Raw genomic sequence first — 22,617 nt, 5'->3', positions numbered from 1 at the left:
GTCGGGACGGGGAGGCGCCACGAGTCCCGCGTTCGCCGGTCATCGCTCCTCCAGTGGCTCGTCGCTCCCACGGTACCGCGCGATCGCCGGTCCGATCAGGGCTCAACCTGGTACTCCTAGTACCAGCAACCGACGGTCCGACCCTCCACTGTGGACAGCTAGACGCCGCCGTCCTCCGGGTACCTGGTCACCGAAAGCCGGGAGACGTGCACGATCCCCGGGTCCGGGTCGTCCCGGTCGACCACCACCTCCACCGGTACGGCGGGAGAGGCGAACCCGACCAGGCCCGCGGTCGGCCCCCAGGCACCGAGGCCCGGCACCGCCATGAGGTCGCCCTCCCGCAGCGGTGGCAGCCGGACCGGTGTCGTCCACACGTCGACCGGGGTCTCCTGCGGACCGGTCAGCACGGTCTCGACCAGTTCTCCTGACGGTGACCGGGAAACCAGCCGCGGCACCAGTCCACGCCGCCGCGGACCGTCGAACCCGCCGACGTGCCCTGCGCCCGACTCGAGCACCACGAGCTGTCGGCTGCCCGTCCGCCGCACGTCGAGCACGGCCGTGAGCAGCAGGCCGGCCGAGCCGACGAGGTCGGGGCCCACCTCGAAGGCCCCCGACCGCCCGTGGACCAGACCGGCGAACCGCGGCGCCGGGCAGCCGCTGAGGTTGACCTTCCCGGCACGCACGCCGTGGCGGGCGAGTGCCGAGGCGAGCCGGCCTGCCAAGGCCGCCGCATCGTCCACATGGGACTCCTCGGTGACGCACACGTGCAGTCCGTTGACGCGTGCACCCGCACGGCCGGCGAAGTCGGCCGGTTCGGCGAGCACCTGTTCGGGGTCGGCGCCGGTCGACGGCAGCGCGCCGGCGTTCACCCGGAGCAGGCAGTCCACCTCACGCTGGTGCACGGTAGCGCGTTCGGCGAGCTGCACCAGACCCGCCGGTGAGTCCACGGTGAAGTTCCGCACACCGAGCCACAGCGCCCAGTCGAGGTCCGCAGACCGCCGTGCCGGACCGGTGTAGAGGATCTCCTCAGCCGACCAGCCGGCGACGAGCGCCATGTCCAACTCGCCGGGCGAACGCACCGCGGGCAGCGCGCCGCCCGCGCGGATCTCCCGCAGCAGCTCGGGATGCGGGTTGGCCGACAGCGCGTAGTAGACACCGGCGCCGTGCGGCAGCGCGGCACGCAGCCGCCGCTGATTGGTTCGGACCTCTGCGAGGTCGTAGACGTAGACCGGTGAACCCACTTCGTCCACGACAGACAGAAGAAGATCGGTCACGTCTCTCGCCCCATCGCCAGATCGATGTAACCGATTGTATGCCAAAAGAAGCCTACAATGATCACGGCGCATGGGGGCGGCGAGCACACCTGGACCGTCACGTGCTCTAGCCATACGCCAACTCTTGGCCGAGCCGGTATCCGTAGGCGACGGAGGCCAGGGTGACGTGGTGGTGCCAACCGCGGAACGAGCGGCCCTCGAAGTGCCGCAGACCGACGTCGTCCTGCATGCGGTCGAGGTGACCGGCCGCCTGGCCGCTCAGCATCACCAGATCGATCAGCTGCGGCAGCCGCGCCACGTTCAGGTTGGTCAGCCAGGTGGCGCGCGGCCGGGCGTGCCCGACCGTCCACTGGGCCAGCAGGTGGCGCGGCGGATGGCGCCGGCGCATCGGCCCGCCGCCGTACACCGGTCGCTCCATCTCACCGGCCACCGGCGAGGCCACGAAACGGGTGGCGGCCGCACGCGCGGCCGTGCGGGTCTGCCAGTTCAGGGTGCCGGCCGCCGGGCGCACCGCCAGGAGCGCCAGCTCACGCACCGTCGGCACACGCACGCCGGACGCGGGCGGCCGGATCGGCACGGCCCGCACGTGCTGTCCCACCTGGAGCAGGTAGCCGAACCCGCGTTCCTCGAGCCCACGAAGCAGGGGTTCGACGTCCTGCTCGTCGGTGACGTCCGCGACCACCGGTGCCGGCGCGAGCCGCCAGTGGTGGTCCATCTCCTCGACGGCCTCGATCAACAGCTGCCAGCGCGGCCGGTGCCGTTGTGTCGGGGGCAGGTGCGCCAACTCGCGGCGGCGCTCGTCCGTGTCCCACGAGCGGGGCAGCTGCAGGCGCCAGTTCACCGGGCAGGCGGCCGAGTCGCCGGCGAGCACCACCGCGAGGCCGACCTGGCAGTTGACCACCCGGCCCGCGGCCGGCACGTACTGCTTGGCCACCCCGACCGAACTCGCGCCGTTCTTGGGGAACAGCGCGTCCCGCACGACCCACGCCTTCGGCGCGATCATGCCGGTGACGTGTTCGGCGAGGTTCTGCCGTACCGGCTCCCACTGCCAGGTGCTCTGGTTCACGAACTGCTGCAGGCACTGGTCCACCCGCGATCCGACCACGAAGTCGGAGATCCGCCGGATGGACTTGCGGCCCGGCACCGTGACGAGACCACGTACATACGCCTCGCCCCAGCGCCGCTGGTCCGACCGGGACAGCGGAGACAGCCTGTCCTGGCAGTATTCGTTCAGGTCGGTGGCGGAGTCCGTCACGGACGCCGCGCCGAACTCGATGGTCGTCATGATGTCCCCCAGGTCTTCTCAGTCGTGACCACCGAGACCGGGTACTCCCTGGCGGCGTCCCGCCCGTACTGGAGCCGCGCCGAGATCGCTGACGCGTACGGTGCGTACTTCGTGCGCTCCTGTTGGAACACGGCCCACGCCACCGGCTGGGTACGTGCCACCGGGAGCCCGGCGAACAGTGTGGTCTGGATGGTGTCGGCGAAGCCGCACTGCTCCCGCCCGTGCAGGCTGATCCTCGGCCGGGACAGGGCGATGCCGACACGGGCCGCGAGCCGCGGCAGGCAGTCGGCGCCCGCGCCCAGCAGAACCTGCGTGTTCGGCGGCGCCCAGTCGGGCGCCGTCGCCTCGACGAGTGCCGCCGCGTCCAGCACGATCACCGCCGCCTCGAGCCAGGACAACCGGCCCGCGGCGCGGAAGTACACGAGGGACGGCGCGCTGACATGGGTGCAGTTGATGTCGGCGAGCCAGTCGGCCCAGTCGCCGAACCAGGCGTCGAGCTGGCCGCGTGAGTCGGTCCGGACATAGGTCGCGATCACGTGCTCGGCGTCGGACGGCTTGTTCGCGTGGACCGAGAGGCGTGCGACGAGCAGCTCCCTGCGGCCGTACGCGGCGGTCACGCGGGACAGGTGCACCCCGAACGCCGCGACGAGCAGCACACCGGACAGCGCCGCCATGACGGCCAGCAGGTTGGCCGTGCCGTCGAGGCGGAACGCGAGCATCCGGCCGAGGTCCTCCTGCCGCGGCTCGACCGCCCCCGAAGCGGTCGCGAGCAGCAGGAAACCCACCGTGCTACCGGTGAACCAGACGCCGAACATCGTGAACAGGGCGAGCGGCGCGCACAGGGCGAGCAGCCGTTCCCGCTTCGTCGGCCCGAGCAGGCGACCGAAGGGCATGAGCACGCCCGCGGCGAGACGGGTGGTCCACATGGCCGCGTACGTCGGCGCCTGGCCCTGCGTGAACACCGTGCGGAACACGCTCAGCCAGGTGGCCACTATCAGCACACCGCCGACCACGGCGGTCATCACATTGATCATGCCGTGGCCCCTCCACCCGTCGTGTACACCTCCACGATCGACCGATCGCGGCGGTTTACCCAGAACGTGCTTGTAGGGGTACTGCGAGTACCAGGCTGACAGCGGGCGTCAGCCGGCCTCCGCCAGGATCGACGGCACACCACTGGGCGCGGCCGGACCAGGCAGGTCACCGGCCAACTGCTCGATCGACCGGCCGGTGAGCAGGTCGCTGCTCGTGACTTCCAGCCCGAGTTCGGTCCGGATCTGGTAGGCGAGCCGAACCGCGAACACCGAGTCAAGGCCCTGCATGACCAGTGGCACGGACGGCTCGATGTCCGGCACGCCGAGCAGCGTGGACACCCGCAGCCTTATGTGGCGCACACGGTCGGGCAAGGTCGTGATGGCCGCCTCGTCGACGGGGTGCGGCTCGTCGGCCGGGCTCTGCGGTGGTTCGTCGTCACATGGCGGCCACTCGACGTCGTTGCTCGAGGGGCCGTCGACCCAGAACCGCTTGTGCTGCCAGGGATAGAGCGGCAGGTCGGCGAACCGGCCGTCCCGGTCGACCCGCTCGAACGCGATCTGGCCGCCCTCGGTGTACACCGTCGCCAGACCGGCCAGGAGCGTGGTGAGCCCCGGTTCGTCCCGACGCAGCGAGGCGACCGTGGTCGCGTCGGCGCGGGCGGCCGAGATGCCGTCCTCGAGCGCGGCGTGCAGGATCGGGTGCGGGCTGATCTCCACGAAAACCGTGCGCCCGGCATCGGCCAGGGTCGTCAGAACGGCAAGGTCGAAACGCACGGGCAGGATCAGGTTGTCGGCCCAGTACGTCGCGTCGAGGTCGCCATCGTCGACCACGCGGTCGAGCACGGTGGAGTGGATGGGCACCTGGCCGGGGCGCGGACGCAAGCCACTCAGCGCGTCGACCAGACGAGGGCGCAGCGACTCGAGCTGGAGAGCGTGGGAGGCGTAGTCCACCGGCACCTGGCGGCAGAACACGCCGTCCTCACGCAGGCTGTCGGCGATCTCCGCCAACGCGACCGGGTCACCGGACAGCACCGTCGAGCGGTGGCTGTTGACGACACCGACGCACACCTCGCCGCCGTGCTTCTCGACCACCCGCCGCGCGGCCGGCTCACCGAGCTGGACCGCCCACATCGCACCGGGTTCGCGCCGGGCGGCCAACAGCGCGCTGCGGCGGCAGATCACCGTGGCGCCGTCGGCCACGGTGAGCGCGCCGGACGTCACGGCGGCCGCGACCTCGCCCATGCTGTGCCCGATCACCAGGTCGGGCTCGACGCCCCACTCGCGCCAGACCTCGGCGAGCGCGACCTGGACGGCCCAGAGCGTCGGCTGCACCCGGTCCATCGTGGTCAGCTCGTCACCGCGCTCGATGTGCTCGATCAGCGACCAGCCCAGCTCCTCACGGACGGCCCGGTCACATTCGGCGAGCCGGTCGGCGAAGGTCCGGTTGGTCCGCAACAGGTCCCGAGCCATGCCCGGCCACTGCGAGCCCTGGCCGGGGTAGACGAACACGACCCGGGGACGGCCGGCCATCTCCCGGCCGTCCCCGATCACGTGCTCCGTCCGCTCGCCTGCGGCGACCGCGGCCAGGCCGGCGACGAGCTCCGCCCGATCGGCGCCGACCACCGCGATCCGCCGCTCGAAGTGCGTGCGACGCGCCCCGGCGGTGTGGCAGACGTCGGCGAGGGCCGGGGAGTCCCGCTCGTGGAGCAGCTCGGCGTACTGCCCGGCGAGTGTCGCCAACGCCTTGGGATGCCGGGCGGAGAGCGGGAGCAGATAGCCAGAACGCTCCTCCGCATCGGGACCGTGCCGGGCGCCGGCGCACTCGGCGAGCACGAGGTGCGCGACCGACCCGTTCGCCCCGAACGCGCTGACGCCCACGACGGCCGGCCGGTCGTCGGGAAGTGGCTGGTTGCCGCGGACCAGCCGCAGCGGCGAGTCCGGCCACCGGAGCGGTGGCGCGGGCTCGCGCACGTTCAGGGTCGCCGGGACGGTGCGGTGCCGCAGCACCAGCGCGGCCTTGATCAACCCGGCGAACCCGGCCACGCCCTCGAGGTGGCCGATGTTGGACTTGACCGAGCCGACGAGACAGGGCTGCCCGGCCGGCCGTTGTTCACCGAGCACGGTGCTGAGAGCGCGCAGCTCCACCGGGTCGCCGCCTGCGGTGCCCGCACCGTGGGCCTCCACGTAGGCGACGGTCCCCGGCCCGACCCCGGCGTCGGCGTACGCGGCCCGCAGCGTCGCCTCCTGTCCGGTCTGCCCCGGCGACATCATGGAGGAGCCGGTTCTGCCGTAATGCCCCATGGCGCTGCCGACGATCGCGGCGTAGGGACGGTCGCCGTCCCGCTCCGCGTCCTCGAGCCGCTTCAGGATCACCACGCCGGCGCCCTCGCTGCGGACGTAGCCGTCCGCGCCGACGTCACCGAACCGGCACCGGCCGCTGCGCGAGAGCAGGTTCGACTCGGACAGGGCGAAGTACACGTCAGGGGACAGGATCAGCGTCGCCCCGCCGACGATGGCCAGGTCGATCTCCCGGGACTGTAGTGCGCGGGTGGCCACGTGCACGGCTACCAGCGGCGTGGCACAGGTGGCCGAGATGGCCAGGCTCGGTCCGCGCAGGTCGAGGTGGTACGAGAGCCGCCCGGCGATGATCCCGCCCGTCTCGGCGCCCATGGCGGCGTGGGGCCCGAAATGGCCGGCCGACCGCATCATGTCCCAGTAGGCGGTGCTGAAGGTGGTCAGATATACCCCGGTGTTGCTCCCGGCCAGATTCTCGGCGGTCTGCCCAGCGTCCTCGATGGCCCGCCACGCCACCTCCATGAGCACGCGTTGCTGCGGATCCATCTGCTCGGCCTCGCTGGGCGTGATGTTGAAGAAATCCGCGTCGAAACCATCGACATTTTCCAGGAATCCACCGCTGAGGTTCACAATTCTTCGTGGTCTACCAGGCTCCGGCGAGTACCATTTTTTGGCATCGAACCGCTGTTGCGGAATCTGTCCGACGACGTCCCGCCCTGATAACATCAGATCCCAGAACTCATTCGTGTCCGATGCCCCGGGGAAGCGACAGGCGGCACCGACTACCGCCACCGAAGACCCTGCGCCAGTGATCTCCCCATCTCGCCATCTCAGTGTCGTCATAGTGGCGCTACTCCCTTTTGAGTTCGTCCCCCACATCTGACCATCCCGGGAGGGAGCGGTCAACGAAGAACTAACGAAATACAGACGCGGGAGATAGTACTGACTATTCAGTATGCACCGGAACATGCAGTACGACTCCGGACGGAACCATCTCCGGAGATCCCATGGGAACAATCCGCATAACCTGCGGGCCGAACCTGACGTGGCGAAACCGGCGGATCTTCGACCGGTGCTCCATCACGTGATGTTGGCTCCACCAGGCGCGAAAGTCGGGACTGAGCCGATGGAGCTCCGCGATCCGGGCGTGCAACACCGGATCGGCGGAATGCTTGCCGCTCTCGGCACGCCACCGGGCGACGGCGTCCCTGGTGTCGTCCTCCCAATCCAACAGGCGGGTGCGGGCGACGGGCGAACAGAGCATCCACCGCAGGATGTTGCGCTCCTCCGGCGGTAGCGCGTCCCAGTCGTCGTACCACTCGAGGGCGGCCGCGTTCCACCCAAGGAGATCGCAGTGATGGTCGGCCGCGTAGACCGGGTAAGGGCTCTTGTCGAACAGGGCGATGACCTGCCTGATCAGGTCATGGACGGAAACCTCGGCATCCAGGGCCGAGGTGTTCATGGCCGCGCCGTGCGCCAGGCTGTGGATGTATCGGCGCTCGTCCTCGGTGAGTCGCAGAACCCTGGACAAGCTGTCCAACACCTCGCGCGAGGGCTGAATACCCCGGCCCTGTTCGAGATAGGTGTACCAGGTGGGACTGACCCCGGCCAGCACGGCGACTTCCTCGCGCCGCAAACCCAGCGTCCGCCTGCGTGGCCCTACCGGAAGGCCGACCTCGGCGGGCGAGATGCGCTCCCTCCTACTCCGCAGGAACCTCGCGAGCTCGCGCCTACTGGCGTCGTCGGTCGACAAGATGGCCCCATGCACTCGTAGATCGGAGGTTGATCAACAACTGACGCGCCGCCATCCCGCAATAGTAATGTCCCCCGAACCGATTATTAGATCATTAACACCATCGGACGGGTTTCTTACCCCAACCTCCCCGCGAGCGCGCCTTCTCCAGGCGCGGCGCGCGCCCAGTCGTCCACCGAGGACATTAGGTCCCCGCGATCTTCGGCCGGTACGGTGACCTGACGTAGTCAGTGTCACGACGGGCCGGAACGATTCGGCGATCGCGTCAGACCGCGGCACGCCGCATTTTCAGCAGGTTTCGGTTTCGGCCGCCGGTATAGGAGTGCTCGAAGCTGTCGACGCTGGTCACCGCCAGGAACACACCCAGTCCACCCAGGGGTGCGGCACGCGGGTCCATGGCCAGCCGCGGTGCTGGGTCGTAGGCCGTCGGGTCGAACTCGGGCGCGACGTCCTCGAACCGCATCCACACCCAGTCCCGGTCGAAGCCGCCGTCGATGTCGATCCAGCCGTCGCCACCTAGGTACCCGTGGACCACCGTGTTGGTGGTGATCTCCTCGGCCGCCAGCCGCATGCGGTAGGCCTGGCTGTGCGTCAACCCGGTCGCCGCGGCGAGACGGGCCACCAAGCCCGGCACCGACGCCCCCAGTTCCTCGATGCCGTGCACGCGAATCCGGGAGGCGGTCACGGCCGCGTCCCGGGGCACGAACTTCGTCACGCTGACCAGTGAACCGACATCGCTTGGCGGACAACAAGAATCAAGACGAAGTCCGCGTTCGATGGCCGGGACTCCGTCAGGTGCGCGTCTGTCTACTGTGGAGCGGGGAAGGGCGCTCACCCTTCCCCGCCCGAGAGCTACTGGGTCACGACCAGGACGGCCGCCGGACGGCCCATGCCGTCGTCATCGTCGTTGTCGTCGTCGCCCTCTTCGCTGTCGTTGCAGGCGGCCAGCAACGGGAGAGCGGCAAGCGCGCCGATAACGGCGAGCATGCGGAGCGACCGGCGGGCGGGGTCCAGCGACATCGAGCTTCCCTTCGTCGGTGACATGTCCGTTATGTACCCATCCTGCCGCTGATCAACCGCAGGTGCCCGCCACGGACGCGATGGCGTCGTGTTCTGCCTGGTCAACGGACAGGTTGTACTTCCGCTTCACCTTCAGCCACGCCGCGACGTAGCCGCACCGGTCGCGGTCCGGCAGCCAGCGCGCCGGGTCGTCGTCGCCCTTGCTCCGGTTGCTCGAGCTCGTGACCGCCACCAGGCCCTCGATGTCGTTGGCGTACGCGCGGCGCTGCTCCTCCGGCCAGTCGCCGGGACGCTGCCGGCGCCCCTCGACGACCGGGCCCGACCTCGCCGCCTCCGCCAGCGGCACGATGTGGTCGATGTCCAGGTCGCGCGGGTCGGTCACCATGACGCCGTCGTACGCGCTGAGCCACTGACCCGACCTCGGCGCGCAGTTACCGCCCATCACGACGCCCTGTCCCTGCTGTTGCAGCACGGTTTCCCGCGTCGAGCACTCACCCGACCGCGCCCACTGCGGCAGCCAGTCGTCGCGGTCGTAGTGCGCACCGGTGTCCTCCGGCGCTATCTGCAACGCGGCCAGCTGCTCGCCAAGCGAGCCGGCCGGTGGTGGTGGCGCGGGCGCGGTGCTGGTGGGCAGGGGTTGCGACAGCACCTGGCAGCCGACCAGAAGACTCGACGAGCAAACCAACAGGGCGACGCGTAAGCGCCGGCCAGCAGGGCGGGTATCCACGTGGCCTCCATGGAGTTGACTCCACGATCATGACTCAAGGAGGCGTCTGGCACACGGTTAGCTTCCCCACGGGCGCGTGGTCACGCGGTTTTCTGGCGATCACGCACAGGTCCGGCGGCGCTGTCGTTGCCGGCCAGGATCAGCTCACTGTGCGCTACCGCGATCGGGTCCCGATCGACGTACACGGCCCGGCATTCGGGTGGCTCCTACTGGGCGATCTCGTGGACGTCACCGACAGTGGGAATGCCGGAGCCGATGTCCAGGAACTTGCGCACCCCTGGTCGATCATGAAACGTACGGCCGAGGCGAGAAAGGCCCGATTGGTCCGCGCCACGGCGCGGATTCCCGGCACCGCGCGTTCAACCTGGTCAGCCATGGCGCGGTCAGCTGGGAAGTGGTGGCTACCGCCGAGCAGGTGGTCGTATACCCGAGCCCCGCTCGGCACGGAGACGCCTGGTACCAGGTCCCGTAGCCACGCCATCCGCCATCCTCGAATAAGTCAGTTGACAGAACAGCGAATCACACCCGAACGGGTGCTTCTGGAGCACCACGGCGTGGCCCTACTGTAATCCGACTCGTGCAGCACCGAGGAGTGCCGATGCCCGTTCCGGTCGCACCTCGGTCGATGGTGCCCGCTCGCGGATTCCGCTCCATCGAAGGGCTTCGTGTGCGTGGCATTGTCGCTCGGGTGTACCTTTGCCCCCTGCGGCGACACCTCGCGACAAACCCGACGCTCGACACACCCGGATCCCGATCATCAGTCAGCAAGCTTCGGAAAAGGAGCCATGTGCGACAAGTTCCGACGAGCGTCGGGAATGGCTTCGTGAATTCCAGTGACACGTCTTTCACCTGCGGCGACGCGGGTTTGTTTCGACATTGTGTGAATCATGGCGACCGGCTGTCCACGACGGCCATACCCTGCTGAAGGGGCGACCCGTGACGAGACCCCTGCCCCACGACGCGGACACCCCGCCGGTGAGATCCGCCGCGGACCGCGAACGTGTCCGGACCAAGGCCGCCAGGAAATGGGCGTACCTGATCAGCATGGCCACCTACGTCCCGCTGCGGCACACCGACATGGAGCGGCCGTTCCGCGACATGGTCGACGAGATGTTCGCGGCGCTCACCGGCGAACCGCCGGACCTCGACGCGGCGGAACGGGTCGGCGCCAAGCTGATCGAGCTGAACTGCGTTGACCGGGTGTGCCTGCGGATCACCATGGACGTGCTCAGCGGCCCACTGCTCACCGACGAGGACACGCGGCACCTGGCGCCGGACCGGGTCACCAGGGTGCTCGGCGCGCTCGCCGTGGGCTTCGCCGAGGCGTTGCGGAAACGGACGATCGAGCAGCAGGAGAGCATGATCCGCGCGGTGAAGTCGGTCGCCATGAAGGCGACGGGCGCCGCCAAGGCGTACCTGGCCGAGCGCGAGGCCATCGCGACCGAGCTGTCGCTGCTGCGCCGCCAGCTGAGCCATCAGCTGCTGCACGACGCGCTCACCGGCCTGCCGAACCGGCAGTTCTTCACCACGCGGCTGGAGGAGGTGCTGAACTCCGGCAACCCGACCACGCTGTACCGGATCGAGCTGAACGGGTTCGCCGTGCTCAACGACGGCCTCGGCAGCCCGCACACCGACCATCTGCTGCTCACGGTCGCGGCACGGCTGCGCAGCTCGGTCGCCGGCGAGGACGCGATGCTCGCCCGTTTCGACCGGGCGAGCTTCGCCGTGCTGCACGAGCACCGGCCGGGGCGGGCGCGGCGGCCGTTATCACCGGACGAGCTCGTCGCCAGGATCACCGCCGCACTCGCCGAGACGACCTACGTCGCCGACCACGGCTTCGCGTTGACCGCGAACATCGGCGTGGTGCAGTCGCCGCCGCACCGGGCGGAGCTGGTCGAGTTCACGCAGTCCGCCGACCTCGCGCTCCGGCTCGCGAAGGAACAGGGTCCTGGCCGGTGGCGGCTGCTCGCCCCGAACGGCGGCGACGAGGACCGCACCCGGTTGCGGTTCGCGGCGATCATGCCCGGTGCCCTGGAGACCGGCCAGCTCACGGTCGACTACCGGTTGCGGGTCGACCTCGCCGACGAGCGGCCGGTCAGCGTCGACGCGTACCCGTGCTGGGACAAGGCCGGGACGCCCGACTGCACGGCACTGGCCGAGGAGACCGGCCTGAGCCCGCAGGTCGGGCGATGGCTGCTGCGCACGGCCAGCGAGCGGATGAGCACCTCGGAACTACCGCTGTCGGTGCGCCTGTCCCGCACCCAGGCCTCGGCGCCGGACCTGGTCGACACGGTGCTCGGCACGCTGGCCGACACGTCGCTGCCCGCGGACCGGCTGCAGCTCGCGATGCCCGCTGTGGCGGTCTTCGGCGGGCAGGCCATGGACAACCTGACCGCGCTCGCCTGCGCGGGGGTACGGATGGCGGTGCACGACTTCACCGGTGACCCGACCGACGTGGCTCGGCTGGCCGACCTGCCGGTAGGGACCGTTTCGTTGGCGCCGGAGCTGGTTGCGCGTGCCCGCACGGCCCGGCCGCTGCTGACGAAGGCGCTCACCGGTGTCGCCGCGCTCGTCCACGAGGTGGGCGCGACCGTGGCGGTCGACGGCATCAGCAGCAAACCGGAGGCCGACTGGTGGCGGCGTGCCGGCGCGGACACCGCGACCGGTCCGCTGTTCGCGATTCAGGGGCAACCCTGAGCCATCTCCCGGGTATCCCCGGAGTTCTCGACAGCCTGTCCTGCCCCAGCCTTGTCTGCGTCATCCCGACAGCAGAACTTTCGAGGGGGCACCCGATGGGTAAGCCGATGTTAACCGTCCGTATCGCCAGATGGAGCGCGGAACATCCGTGGCGCGCGATCGGCGCGTGGCTGCTGTTCGTGGCCATCTGTATCGGCGCGGGCCAGGCCACCGGCACCAAACAGGCCGACTTCGACGACGACCCGAAGGGCGAGCTCGCCACCTACCAGAGCATCGTGGACGAGGCCGGTTTCACGCGGCCCACCACCGAGAACGTCCTGATCTCCGCCCGTGACGGGGCCCTCGACACCGCCCGCGCCACGGCCGCGGCGAACGAGGTGCGGGCGGACATGGGCGCGTTGCGGGAGGTGGGCGCGGTCAGCGAACCCGTGGAATCGCCGAAGGGCACGGCGGTGCTGGTCAACGTCGAGATCGCGGGCGACCGCGAGAACGCCGAGGAACGCGTCGACGCGCTGCTCGACACGACCGCCGCGGTACAGAAGCAGTACCCGGACCTGCGGGTCGAGCAGGTCGGCGGCGCGTCCCTGGACAAGGCGCTGTCCGCGACACTCGGTGAGGACTTCCAGAAGGCCGAGCTGATCAGCATCCCGGTCACGCTGCTGATCATGCTGGTGGTGTTCGGCGCGTTGATCGCGGCCGGGGTGCCGGTGCTGCTGGCGATGTCGGCGGTCGGCGCCGCGCTCGGCCTGTCCGCGCTCGCCTCGCAGCTGATCCCCGCGACGGACAACACCTCCAGCATGATCCTGCTGATCGGCATGGCGGTCGGCGTGGACTACTCGCTGTTCTACGTCCGGCGCGACCGTGAGGAACGGGCGAAGGGCGCCGGGCACGTGGACGCGGTGGAGATCGCGGCGGCCACGTCGGGGCACGCGATCGTGGTCTCCGGCATCGCGGTGACGGTCGCGATGGCGGGCATGTTCGTGGTCGACGACATCGTGTTCTCGTCGATCGCCGTCGGCACGATCCTGGTCGTGCTGGCCGCCATGATCGGCTCGATCACCGTGCTGCCCGCGCTGCTGGCCAAGCTGGGCCGGTTCGTCGACAAGCCGAAGATCCCGTTCCTGTGGCGGCTTTCCATGCGCAACTCGGGCAACCCGCGCTTCTGGCGGGCGGTGCTGAAGCCGAGCCTGCGCGCACCGAAGACGACGCTGATCATCTCCGGTGGCCTGCTCGCGGCACTGGCTGTGCCGGCGTTCAGCATGACGCTGAACGCGCCGTCCGAGGCCGACCTGCCCCGCAGCATCCCGATCATGCAGTCGTACGACCGGATGACCGAGGCGTTCCCGAGCGAGGGCGCGTCGCACCAGATCGCCGTTCGGGTCCCGGCGTCGTCGAGCACGGCCGCCGAGTCCGCGGTGGCCGACCTGCTCGACCGGCTCGCCGCCGACCCCGGCTTCGCGCACGACCAGCCGCCTCGCGTCGACACCGCCGCGAACGGCCGGATCTTCCTGATCTCGGCGGGCATCCCGGACGACGGCGGCTCCGCGGAGGCGGACCAGTCGCTCGACCGGCTGCGCACCACGCTGCTGCCGGCCACGGTCGGCACGGTCGCGGGCGCCGAGTTCGCGGTGAGCGGTCAGACGGCCGGTGAGAACGACTTCGTGGCGTCGATGACCGACGCGCTGCCGTGGGTGATCCTGTTCGTGCTGCTGCTGACGTTCCTGGTGATGCTGTGGGCGTTCCGCGCCCCGGTGATCGCGTTGAGCGCGATCGGGCTGAACCTGCTGTCGGCGGGTGCCGCGTACGGCCTGCTGGTGCTGGTGTTCCAGAACACCTGGGCGGAGGGTCTGCTCGGCTTCACGTCGACGGGCGGCATCACGGCGTGGCTGCCGGTGATCCTGTTCGTGACGCTGTTCGGGCTGTCGATGGACTACCACGTGTTCGTGGTGAGCCGCATCCGTGAGTCGGTCGGTGTGATGTCGACCCGCGACGCGGTGGCCACCGGCATCACGAGGTCGGCGGGCGTGGTGACAAGCGCGGCCGCGGTCATGATCGGCGTGTTCTCCGTCTTCGCGACGCTGAGCACGATCGACATGAAGCAGATGGGCGTCGGCCTGGCCGCGGCGATCCTGATCGACGCGACCCTGATCCGCGCGGTCCTCCTGCCGGCACTCATGACCGTGCTGGGCAACGCGAACTGGTGGACCCCACGCTTCCTGCGCAAGAAGGAAGAGGTCGACGCGACCGAGGAGACCCGCGTCCTCGAACCAGTGAGCTAGGTCAGCATCTTTCTCGCGGGGGTAGGCCTACCGCGTCCGGTATCCGGTCGCGGTAGGTCTTTTCCGCGAACGCGATGAACCGGTCCACGTCCTCCACAGTGGACACCAGGCCGAACGAGACGCGGACCGCGCCCGCCGTGGGTAGGCCGATGCGTTTCAGGTACTCGTCCAGCGAGCCGGTGTTCGCGGCGCGCAGTTGTCTCAACGCCCGCACGTCCACCCCGAACGCGTCCTCGCCGACGCCCGGGTTGCAGAAACAGCCGGTGCGCAGGGAGATCCCCGCCGCGGCGGTCTCCGCCTCGACCAGTCGTTCGTCGACCACCCGGCCCTGGGCGTCCAGGAAGTTGAAGGCCACCGTGGCGCCGCGATCGTTCGTGTCGGTCGGGCCGTAGACCCGGACCATCGGCGAGCCGTCGCCGTGCCGCAACTCCGTCAGCTTTTTCAGGAACCGCCCCGTCAGGTGGCTCACCCGGGCACCTATCAGCGGCACGCCGATGCCGGCCAACCAGTCAAGTCCGAAGTGGACGTCCGGGATGGACAGGAAGTTGAGCGTGCCGTCCTCGAACGCGATCTCGTCGGGGGCCATCGTGTGCCACGGCGCGCCGACGCTCACCGCCTGGATCGTGCCGCCCGAGAACCACGGGCGGCGCAGCCTGGCCAGCGCGTCGCGGCGGGCGACCAGGCAGCCGACGCCCGTCGGATAGCCGAACAGCTTGTACCAGCTGACCATCACGAACTCCGGGCGCACCACGCTCAGGTCCAGCATGGCCGTCGGCAGGTACGCGGCCGCGTCGAGCAGCACGTCGTATCCGAGCCCCTGCGCCAGTCCGATCCAGTCGAGCGGGTGGCGCACACCGCTGAAGTTGCTCTGCGCCGGATAGGCGAACAAACCCCGGCCGTGCGCGAGGAACGGTTCGAGCACGTCCGTGTCGATCCGCAACCGCGGCGCTCGCGTCGGCACGTACACGGTTTTCGCGTGCGCGCGGCGGGCGAACTCACGCAGACCGTTGACCGAGTTGTGGTTGTCCGCGGTCAGCACGAGCCGCGTGCGCCGGGTGAACGGGTACGCCTCCCCCACGAGCCGCGCCGCCCCGGTCGCGTTCTGCGTGAAGACCGCCGTGTACTCGTCCGGCCTCGCGTTGAGGTGTTCGAGCACCCTGGCACGGGCCCGCTCGACCAGCTCCGTGGCCGCCGCGCTGGTCGGGTTCGCCGAGTGCGGGTTGCCGAACACCGTGCCCGCCAACCGTTCCGCGTGCGCCCGGTACTGGGCCCGCGCGGCCAACCCGGCACCGGTGTAGTCCAGGTACAGGTGCCCCTGCTCGTCGAGGTAGCCGTACTCGGTGCGCCGCAGTTCGTCGAGCTTCGCGGTCGCCGAGTACTCAACAGACATGTGTCCCCCAAAGCTCACCTTTCAGTGTGCCTCAGTGGTAAAGCGCGGGGCGACGGTTCGAAGGGCATCGCTGGGGAGCCCTTCGGGCAGTCACGTGTGGCCCCCATTGACGGGGACGCACTGTCCGGTGATGAAGGCCGCGTCGGGCGAGGCCAGGAACGCGACCGTGGCCGCCACGTCTTCCGGGGTGCCGATGCGGCGCAGCGGCAACTCGGCTATGTACTCGGCGCGTCCTCCTGTGTGACGTCGGCGTGCCGCTCGACCGGGATCCACCCTGGCGCGACCACGTTGACAGTGATGCCGGAGGCACCCAGCTCTCGTGCCCACACCCGGGTCAGCGCGAGTTGGGCCGCCTTCGCGGCGGAGTACGCCGACCATCCGGGTAGCGCCCGTTCCGGCATGTCCGAACCGATGTTGATGATCCGTCCGCCGCCGAGTGCCTTCATGCCGGGCACGACGGCCTGTGCGAGCAGGGTCGGGCTCTTGACGAAGAACTCGAGCTGGCCGAGGTGGGTGTGCCAGGTCAGGTCCTCGAACCCCACGACGGGCTGCGGCCCGGTCGCGTTGGCGACGAGGCAGCCGACCGGGCCGAGTCGCTCGGTCACCGCCGTGACGAGCCGCGTCACCTCGGCCTCGTCGGTGACGTCCCCTGGCGCCACGGTCGCCTTCCCGCCCGCGGCGACGATGTCCGCCACCACGTCGTCGGCGCGGCCCGGCAGGTCGTTCACCGCCACCGGCCAGCCGCGCGCGGCGAGGGTGCGGGCGATCGCCGCACCCAGGCCGCGCCCGGCCCCGGTGACCAGAGCAGCACCGTTCACGTGGCCGATGCTACGTACGCGATCACCGGCCCCACAGCTCGGCGGCCTTCGCCATGGCTTCTTCCGCGTCGCACGTCCCGGGCGACAGGACCGAACCGTCGTCGTCCAGCAGGAAGCAGTCGAACTCGCCATGGGAGGCGCCGAGGCGCACGAGCAAACCGGGTGAGCGGCCCGGACCTGGATACTCGAAGCTGCCGCCGTCCGCACCGAGGGCCAGCTCGACCCGCGACGTGGTGCCGCCCCCGGTGACATCGGCGGCGACACGACCCGAGTACCCCGCGGTGGTGACGGTGCGCAGCCGGAGGTCGATGCTGCCCGCCTCGCCCGGCGCCAGGTTGAAGGCGAACGGGCGCGTCGTCCCGTCCTCTTCCTCGACGAGCACGGCGGGCGTGTCCCGGTCCAGGTCGAGGTCGAGCACCGCGGTCTCACCGACGCCGGCGTCCGGGCACCGGAACATGTATCCCGGCCGGACCGCCAGCTCCGTCCTGTCCACGACCCGCACGTTGTCGATCGTGAGCATCGGCCCGCTGTCGGCGTCGTTGCGCACCGACATCTCGTAGGCGAACGGCCGTTCCACACCGTGTTCCCTCAACCATTCGATGGTGGGTTCGGTGCATGGCGCGCTGTACGGCATGTCCGCCAACGGCGCGTCCACCGGCAGGAAGAACTGTGTGGCGAAGTCGCGGGGCAACGGCTCGATGCGCAACGTGTCCGGCGTCGTGCTCGTCGGCGCGCCGATCACCGCCACCGGCCCGGTGAAGGCAGGCACCACGGCGATTACCGCGGCCAGCACGCCCAGCATGACGGTCCACGGACTCTTGGCTGCCGCCCCCACCCACTTGGCAACAGGGGAACGAGCACGGCGTCGTCTGCTGGACCGCTTGGCGCACAAGGGATTCTCCCCAGGATGCGATGACCCGTCGCCTTCACAGGCTACTCGCTGCCCGGCCCCGAGCGTGGGCGTTCGGGCGAGGACGTGCCCCGCCCGAACGCCCGACCGTCACTCCACCGGCGCCGCGAACTGTGCCGAGTACAGCCGGTGGTAGGCGCCCTGCTGTTCCAGCAGTTCCTCGTGCGTGCCCTGCTCCACGATGTGGCCGGACTCCATCACCAGGATGAGGTCCGCGTCGCGGATCGTGGACAGGCGGTGCGCGATCACGAAGCTGGTCCGCGACGACCGCAGTGCCGCCATCGCGTGCTGCACCAACGACTCCGTGCGGGTGTCGACCGAGCTGGTCGCCTCGTCGAGGATCAGCAGCGACGGGCTCGCGAGGAACGCCCGCGCGATGGTCAGCAGCTGCTTCTCACCGGCGGAGACGTTGGAGGCCTCCTCGTCGATGACCGTGTCGTAGCCGTCCGGCAGCGTGCGGACGAAACGGTCGACGTAGGTCGCCTGCGCCGCCGCGACGATCTCCTCCTCCGTCGCGCCCGGCTTGCCGTACGCGATGTTGTCGCGGATGGTGCCGCCGAACAACCACGTGTCCTGCAGCACCATGCCCACCTGCGAGCGCAGGTCCTCCCGCTTCAACGCGGTGATGTCCACCCCGTCGAGCGTGATGCGGCCGGCGTCCAGCTCGTAGAACCGCAGGATCAGGTTCACCAGCGTGGTCTTGCCGGCGCCGGTCGGCCCGACGATCGCGACGGTCTGCCCCGGTTCGGCCACCAGCGACAGGTTCTCGATCAGCGGCTGGTCCTCCTTGTAGGAGAAGGACACGTCCTCGAACGCGACGCGGCCGCGGCGCGTGGCCGGCAGTGTCGCGTCCGCGGGGTCCGGCTCCTGCTCCTCGGCGTCGAGCAGCTCGAACACCCGCTCCGCCGACGCGACGCCGGACTGCAGCAGGTTCGCCATCGACGCGACCTGCGTCAGCGGCTGGGTGAACTGCCGCGAGTACTGGATGAACGCCGTGACCTCGCCCAGCGTCATCGACCCCGACGTGATGCGCAGGCCGCCGACCACGGCGATCAGCACATAGCTCAGGTTCGACAGGAACATCATCGACGGCATGATCAGGCCGGACACGAACTGCGCGCCGGACGAGGCCTGGTACAGGTCCTCGTTGCGCTTGCGGAACTCCTCCTCCGACTCCTCCTGCCGGCCGAACACCTTCACCAGCTGGTGCCCGGTGAACGACTCCTCGATGTGCGCGTTGAGCGCGCCGGTGTGCTTCCACTGCGCCACGAACAGCTTCTGCGACCGCTTGCCGATCGCCCGTGTGACCGCCACCGACGCCGGGATGACCAGCAACGCGATCAGCGCCAGCAGCGGCGAGATCGTGAACATCATGACGAGCACGCCGACCACCGTCAGCACCGACGTCAGCAGCTGGCTCAGCGTCTGCTGGAGCGTCGTCGAGATGTTGTCGATGTCGTTGGTGACACGGGAAAGCAGCTCGCCGCGCGGCTGGTTGTCGAAGTACCGCAACGGAAGCCGGTGCAGCTTCGCCTCGACGTCCTCACGCAGCCGGTAGACGATGCGCTGGACGACGTTGTTCAGCAGCACGCCCTGCGCCCAGCCGAACAGCGACGAGACGAGGTACAGCGCGAGCACCCACGCCAGGACGGTGCCCAGCGCGCCGAAGTCGACGCCCGCGCCGGGCAGGCCGCGCATGTGCTCGAGGACGCCGTCGAAGATGATGTCGGTGGCGTGCCCCAGGATCTTCGGTCCCGCGACGGCGAACGCGACGCTCAGCACACCGAGCGCGACGACGAAGCCGAGGGCGAACCGCTCGTCCCGCATCCGGGCCATGAGCCGTTTCGCCGACGTGCCGAAGTCGTCGGCCTTGCTGGGCGGGCCCTGCATGGCGGCACCCCAACGAGGGCCGCCCACCGGGGGTTGTGGTCTGCGGGTCGTGGTGGGAGTGCTCATGACGCGGCCTGCTCCGGGGTCAGCTGGGACTCGACGATCTCGACGTAGGTGGGGCAGGTGCCCATCAGCTCGCGGTGGTTGCCGACACCGACGACGGATCCGTTCTCCAGCACCACGATCTGGTCCGCGTCGAGGATCGTGGACACCCGCTGGGCGACCACGATCACCGCGGAACGCTCGACGCGTGGCCGCAGCGCGGCTCGCAACGCCGCGTCGGTCGCCAGGTCCAGCGCGGAGAACGCGTCGTCGAACAGGTACACCTCCGGTTTGCGCACCAGCGCCCGCGCGATCGACAGCCGCTGCCGCTGTCCGCCGGAGACGTTGGTGCCGCCCTGCGCGATGGTGGCCTCGAGCCCGCCCATGTCGGTGACGAAGTCCTTGGCCTGCGCGATTTCCAGCGCCTGCCACAGTTCCTCGTCCGATGCGTCCGGGTTGCCGTAACGCAGGTTGGACGCGACGGTGCCGGTGAACAGGTACGCCTGCTGGGGCACCAGCCCGATCCGGCTACGCAGCACCGCGGGGTCGAGCGAACGGACGTCCGTGCCGTTGACCCGGACCTCGCCGCCGGTGACGTCGATGAGCCGAGGGATCAGCGAGACCAGCGTGGTCTTGCCGGCGCCGGTGCTGCCGATGATCGCGGTGGTCTTCCCGGCCTCGGCGCGGAACGAGATGTCCCGCAGCACCGGGTCCACCGCGCCCGGGTACCGGAACTCGACCTTGTCGAACTCGACCTCGGCCCGTGCGGGCAGCTCGGCCACCGGGTGCTCCGGCGACCTGACCGACGAGTCGGTGTCGAGCACCTCCATGATCCGCTCGGCGCAGACCGCGGCGCGCGGGATCATCATCGAGATGAACGTCGCCATCATCACCGACATCAGGATCTGCAGCAGGTAGGACAGGAACGCGGTGAGCGCGCCGATCTGCATCTCACCGGTGTCGACGCGGTGCGCGCCGAACCACAGGACCGCGACGCTGGAGACGTTGAGGATCAGCAGCACGGTCGGGAAGATCATCGCCTGCAGCCGGCCGACCCGCAGCGCGGTGTCCGTCAGGTCCCGGTTGGCGTCGCCGAACCGGTCGGTCTCCGCCTTCTCGCGGACGAACGCGCGGACCACGCGGATGCCGGACAGCTGCTCGCGCAGCACGCGGTTGACCTGGTCGATGCGTTCCTGCATCAACCGGAACTGCGGCACCATGCGGGACACGATCAGGCCGATCGAGATGACCAGCGCCGGCACGCAGACCAGCAACAACCACGACAGTCCAAGATCCTCCTGGAGCGCCATGACGACGCCGGCGACACACATGATCGGCGCGGCGATGAACATCGTGGCGATCATGACGACCAGCAGCTGCACCTGCTGCACGTCGTTGGTCGTGCGGGTGATCAGCGACGGGGCGCCGAACGTGGCGACCTCCCTGGCGGAGAACTGGCCGACCTGGTGGAAGATCCCCGACCGCACGTCCCGCCCGAAAGCCATCGCCACCCGCGCCCCGTAACGGACGGCGACGACCGAGCACACGATCTGCAACAACGAGACGGCGAGCATCCAGCCGCCTGCCCTGACGATGTAGCCGTTGTCCCCCTGCGCGACACCGAAGTCGATGATGTCGGCGTTGAGACTCGGCAGGTAGAGCGACGCGATCGTGCCGACGAGTTGCAGCACGAGCACGATCGCCAGCTCCCTGCGGTAGGGCCGCAGGTAGGCGAACAGTAATCGGTTCAGCAACGGTTCCCCCTGGGAAGAAACGACCCGTGTCTAATATTGGGCAAGGTAGACCACTCGCTTAAGAAACGCAACGTATCTAAGGAGCAGGGTGACTGAGACGAGGACTCGGCGGCGTGGCACTGAGCTCGAACAGGCCATCCTGGACGCGGCGTGGGCGGAGCTGAGCGAGGTGGGCTACACAGCTCTCACGATAGAGGCGGTGGCAAAACGGGCGGGGACAAGCAAACCCGTCATTTACCGCAGATGGCCAAGCCGAGCGGCCCTCGTCATCGCCGCATGGGCCGGCAGACAGCCGATCAGCACGGCGATCCCGGACCTGGGTTCGCTACGAGCTGATCTGCTCTGGCTCTTCACCCGGGTCGCCATGCGCACGGACACGATGATGAGCCAGACCATCGCCGGCGTCATGTCCGAGGCGTTCAAGCACCCGGAGGTCCAGTCCCTGCTCCGGGAACGCCTGGACTCCGCCCCGTTGACGAAGTCCCTCTGGCGAATCATCGACAACGCGACAGCCCGCGGCGAGCTAGAACAGATCCACCTCCCTCCCCGCGTACAGCGTCTCCCCCTGGACCTCATCCGCGCGGAATCCATCCTGTGCGGCAGCCCACTACCGGAGGAGACCATCATCGCCCTGGTGGACGACGTGTTCATCCCATTATTGAAGGGCCTGGCCCTGGACTAGACGTGCTTACCGCGGCGGTCATGGAGATCACGACACCTCGAGCATCAGCAGCGCGATGCCGAACGGGTCGTCCGCGGTGGTGCACACGTCGCCGACGATGGTCAGGCCGGTGTCGGCGAGCATCGCGGCAAGACCCTCCGGGGTGTACTTGCGGGACAGCGCAAGGCGGATCGTGTCGTCGAAGGCGAACCGGACCGTGGACTGGTTCGGCAGTGTGATCGTGAAGTCCTCGTCCGCGCGGTACATCGTCTTCACCAGCAGCGCGCGGTCGCCCTCCACCGTGCCGTGGAGTTCCACGCCCGCGGGTTCCGCGTCGAGGTCGGTGTGGTGACGCAGCGCGCTCGTGACGAACTCGCCGAACACCGTCGACCGCGCGTGTTCGTCGGCGGCCATCGCGGCGAGGCCGTCGCCGAGGCCGGACGTCGCCTCGACCTCCAGCAGCAGGCGGTCGCCAGGGCGCAGCAGTTCGGTCGCGATCAGTTCCAGTGCCTCGGTGTCCGCGTCAAGATGGGCGATCGTGTTGCCCAGTAAGGAAAACAGCACTGGTGTCTGGCCGAACAGGTCGTCGAGCAGGCGGCGGAGCGCGCGGACGTTCTCGCGCAGCGTGAAGTCCCACGGCAGTGACATGATCCGGTCGGTCGGCAGTTCGAGCCCGCGAACCAGCCGGCGCACGGCCAGGTGCAGCAGTTCCTCGCTCGCGTCGACCGGCAGGTAGCACAGGTCACGGTTGACGTGCGACAGGTCCGCGACGAGCACGGCGTCCTTGC

General features: G+C 69.4%; 18 protein-coding genes and 1 pseudogene. 3 read left to right on the top strand and 16 right to left on the bottom strand.

Features of this window, described 5'->3' with window-relative positions:
• Nucleotides 1-158 precede the first annotated feature (158 nt).
• From VF106_RS09340 to VF106_RS09300, 9 genes and pseudogenes are all read right to left on the bottom strand, one after another.
• Nucleotides 159-1,274, bottom strand: coding sequence for a type III PLP-dependent enzyme domain-containing protein (locus VF106_RS09340; protein WP_330839209.1), 1,116 nt, complete (start codon nt 1,272-1,274; stop codon nt 159-161).
• A gap of 106 nt (nt 1,275-1,380) precedes the next feature.
• A complete protein-coding gene (locus VF106_RS09335; protein WP_330839208.1) occupies nt 1,381-2,559 on the bottom strand; it encodes an IS701 family transposase in 1,179 nt (392 codons plus the stop codon).
• Nucleotides 2,556-3,593, bottom strand: a complete 1,038-nt coding sequence (locus tag VF106_RS09330) for a hypothetical protein (RefSeq protein WP_330839207.1) — start codon at nt 3,591-3,593, stop codon at nt 2,556-2,558. Before VF106_RS09330 ends, VF106_RS09335 begins: the two co-directional genes overlap by 4 nt.
• Before the next feature lie 108 nt (nt 3,594-3,701).
• The gene (locus VF106_RS09325; RefSeq protein ID WP_330839206.1) at nt 3,702-6,731 is read right to left on the bottom strand and encodes a type I polyketide synthase; all 3,030 of its coding nucleotides are present in this window, start codon (nt 6,729-6,731) and stop codon (nt 3,702-3,704) included.
• 103 nt (nt 6,732-6,834) lie between these two features.
• Nucleotides 6,835-7,641 (bottom strand): helix-turn-helix transcriptional regulator, encoded by an 807-nt coding sequence (locus tag VF106_RS09320; protein WP_330839205.1) that lies wholly within the window; start codon nt 7,639-7,641, stop codon nt 6,835-6,837.
• Nucleotides 7,642-7,906: 265 nt separating this feature from the next.
• Nucleotides 7,907-8,356: an ATP-binding protein gene (locus VF106_RS09315; RefSeq protein WP_330839204.1), complete on the bottom strand. Its 450-nt coding sequence runs from the start codon at nt 8,354-8,356 to the stop codon at nt 7,907-7,909.
• Between the two features lie 137 nt (nt 8,357-8,493).
• Nucleotides 8,494-8,685: a hypothetical protein gene (locus VF106_RS09310; protein WP_330839203.1), complete on the bottom strand. Its 192-nt coding sequence runs from the start codon at nt 8,683-8,685 to the stop codon at nt 8,494-8,496.
• 28 nt (nt 8,686-8,713) lie between these two features.
• Nucleotides 8,714-9,310, bottom strand: a complete 597-nt coding sequence (locus tag VF106_RS09305) for an HNH endonuclease family protein (RefSeq protein WP_330839202.1) — start codon at nt 9,308-9,310, stop codon at nt 8,714-8,716.
• A 158-nt stretch (nt 9,311-9,468) separates the two neighbouring features.
• A pseudogene (locus tag VF106_RS09300) lies at nt 9,469-9,869 on the bottom strand (SAM-dependent methyltransferase).
• Between the two features lie 455 nt (nt 9,870-10,324).
• Between VF106_RS09300 and VF106_RS09295 the strand changes: the two are divergent.
• Nucleotides 10,325-12,085, top strand: coding sequence for an EAL domain-containing protein (locus VF106_RS09295; RefSeq protein ID WP_330839201.1), 1,761 nt, complete (start codon nt 10,325-10,327; stop codon nt 12,083-12,085).
• A gap of 95 nt (nt 12,086-12,180) precedes the next feature.
• Nucleotides 12,181-14,364, top strand: coding sequence for an MMPL family transporter (locus tag VF106_RS09290; RefSeq protein WP_330839200.1), 2,184 nt, complete (start codon nt 12,181-12,183; stop codon nt 14,362-14,364).
• Nucleotide 14,365: 1 nt separating this feature from the next.
• On the opposite strand, the gene VF106_RS09285 is transcribed toward VF106_RS09290, so the two are convergent.
• The 6 genes from VF106_RS09285 to VF106_RS09260 form a co-directional block, all read right to left on the bottom strand.
• Nucleotides 14,366-15,754, bottom strand: coding sequence for an aminotransferase class V-fold PLP-dependent enzyme (locus VF106_RS09285; RefSeq protein WP_330839199.1), 1,389 nt, complete (start codon nt 15,752-15,754; stop codon nt 14,366-14,368).
• Nucleotides 15,755-15,844: 90 nt separating this feature from the next.
• Nucleotides 15,845-15,931 (bottom strand): SDR family oxidoreductase, encoded by an 87-nt coding sequence (locus VF106_RS09280; RefSeq protein ID WP_330839276.1) that lies wholly within the window; start codon nt 15,929-15,931, stop codon nt 15,845-15,847.
• A 38-nt stretch (nt 15,932-15,969) separates the two neighbouring features.
• Nucleotides 15,970-16,572, bottom strand: a complete 603-nt coding sequence (locus VF106_RS09275) for an SDR family NAD(P)-dependent oxidoreductase (protein ID WP_330839198.1) — start codon at nt 16,570-16,572, stop codon at nt 15,970-15,972.
• Nucleotides 16,573-16,594: 22 nt separating this feature from the next.
• A complete protein-coding gene (locus VF106_RS09270) occupies nt 16,595-17,365 on the bottom strand; it encodes a hypothetical protein (protein WP_330839197.1) in 771 nt (256 codons plus the stop codon).
• 207 nt (nt 17,366-17,572) lie between these two features.
• Nucleotides 17,573-19,438 carry an ABC transporter ATP-binding protein gene (locus tag VF106_RS09265; RefSeq protein ID WP_330839196.1) on the bottom strand — a complete coding sequence of 622 codons (1,866 nt, stop codon included), beginning with the start codon at nt 19,436-19,438 and terminating at the stop codon, nt 17,573-17,575.
• The gene (locus VF106_RS09260; protein WP_330839195.1) at nt 19,435-21,168 is read right to left on the bottom strand and encodes an ABC transporter ATP-binding protein; all 1,734 of its coding nucleotides are present in this window, start codon (nt 21,166-21,168) and stop codon (nt 19,435-19,437) included. The genes VF106_RS09265 and VF106_RS09260 overlap by 4 nt, the downstream gene beginning before the upstream one ends.
• Nucleotides 21,169-21,256: 88 nt before the next feature.
• On the opposite strand from VF106_RS09260, the gene VF106_RS09255 reads away from it, so the two are divergent.
• On the top strand, nt 21,257-21,850 hold the full coding sequence (locus VF106_RS09255; protein WP_330839194.1) for a TetR/AcrR family transcriptional regulator: 594 nt from the start codon (nt 21,257-21,259) through the stop codon (nt 21,848-21,850).
• A gap of 27 nt (nt 21,851-21,877) precedes the next feature.
• Here the strand turns inward: VF106_RS09255 and VF106_RS09250 are convergent.
• Nucleotides 21,878-22,617 (bottom strand): L-histidine N(alpha)-methyltransferase (locus tag VF106_RS09250; RefSeq protein ID WP_330839193.1); only part of this gene is annotated, 740 nt, incomplete at its 5' end.

It is taken from the genome of Actinophytocola sp., assembly GCF_036378875.1.
Taxonomy (GTDB): Bacteria; Actinomycetota; Actinomycetes; order Mycobacteriales; family Pseudonocardiaceae; genus Actinophytocola.
Note: the sequence above shows the minus strand (reverse complement) of the source record. Positions and strands in the feature narration are given on the sequence as shown.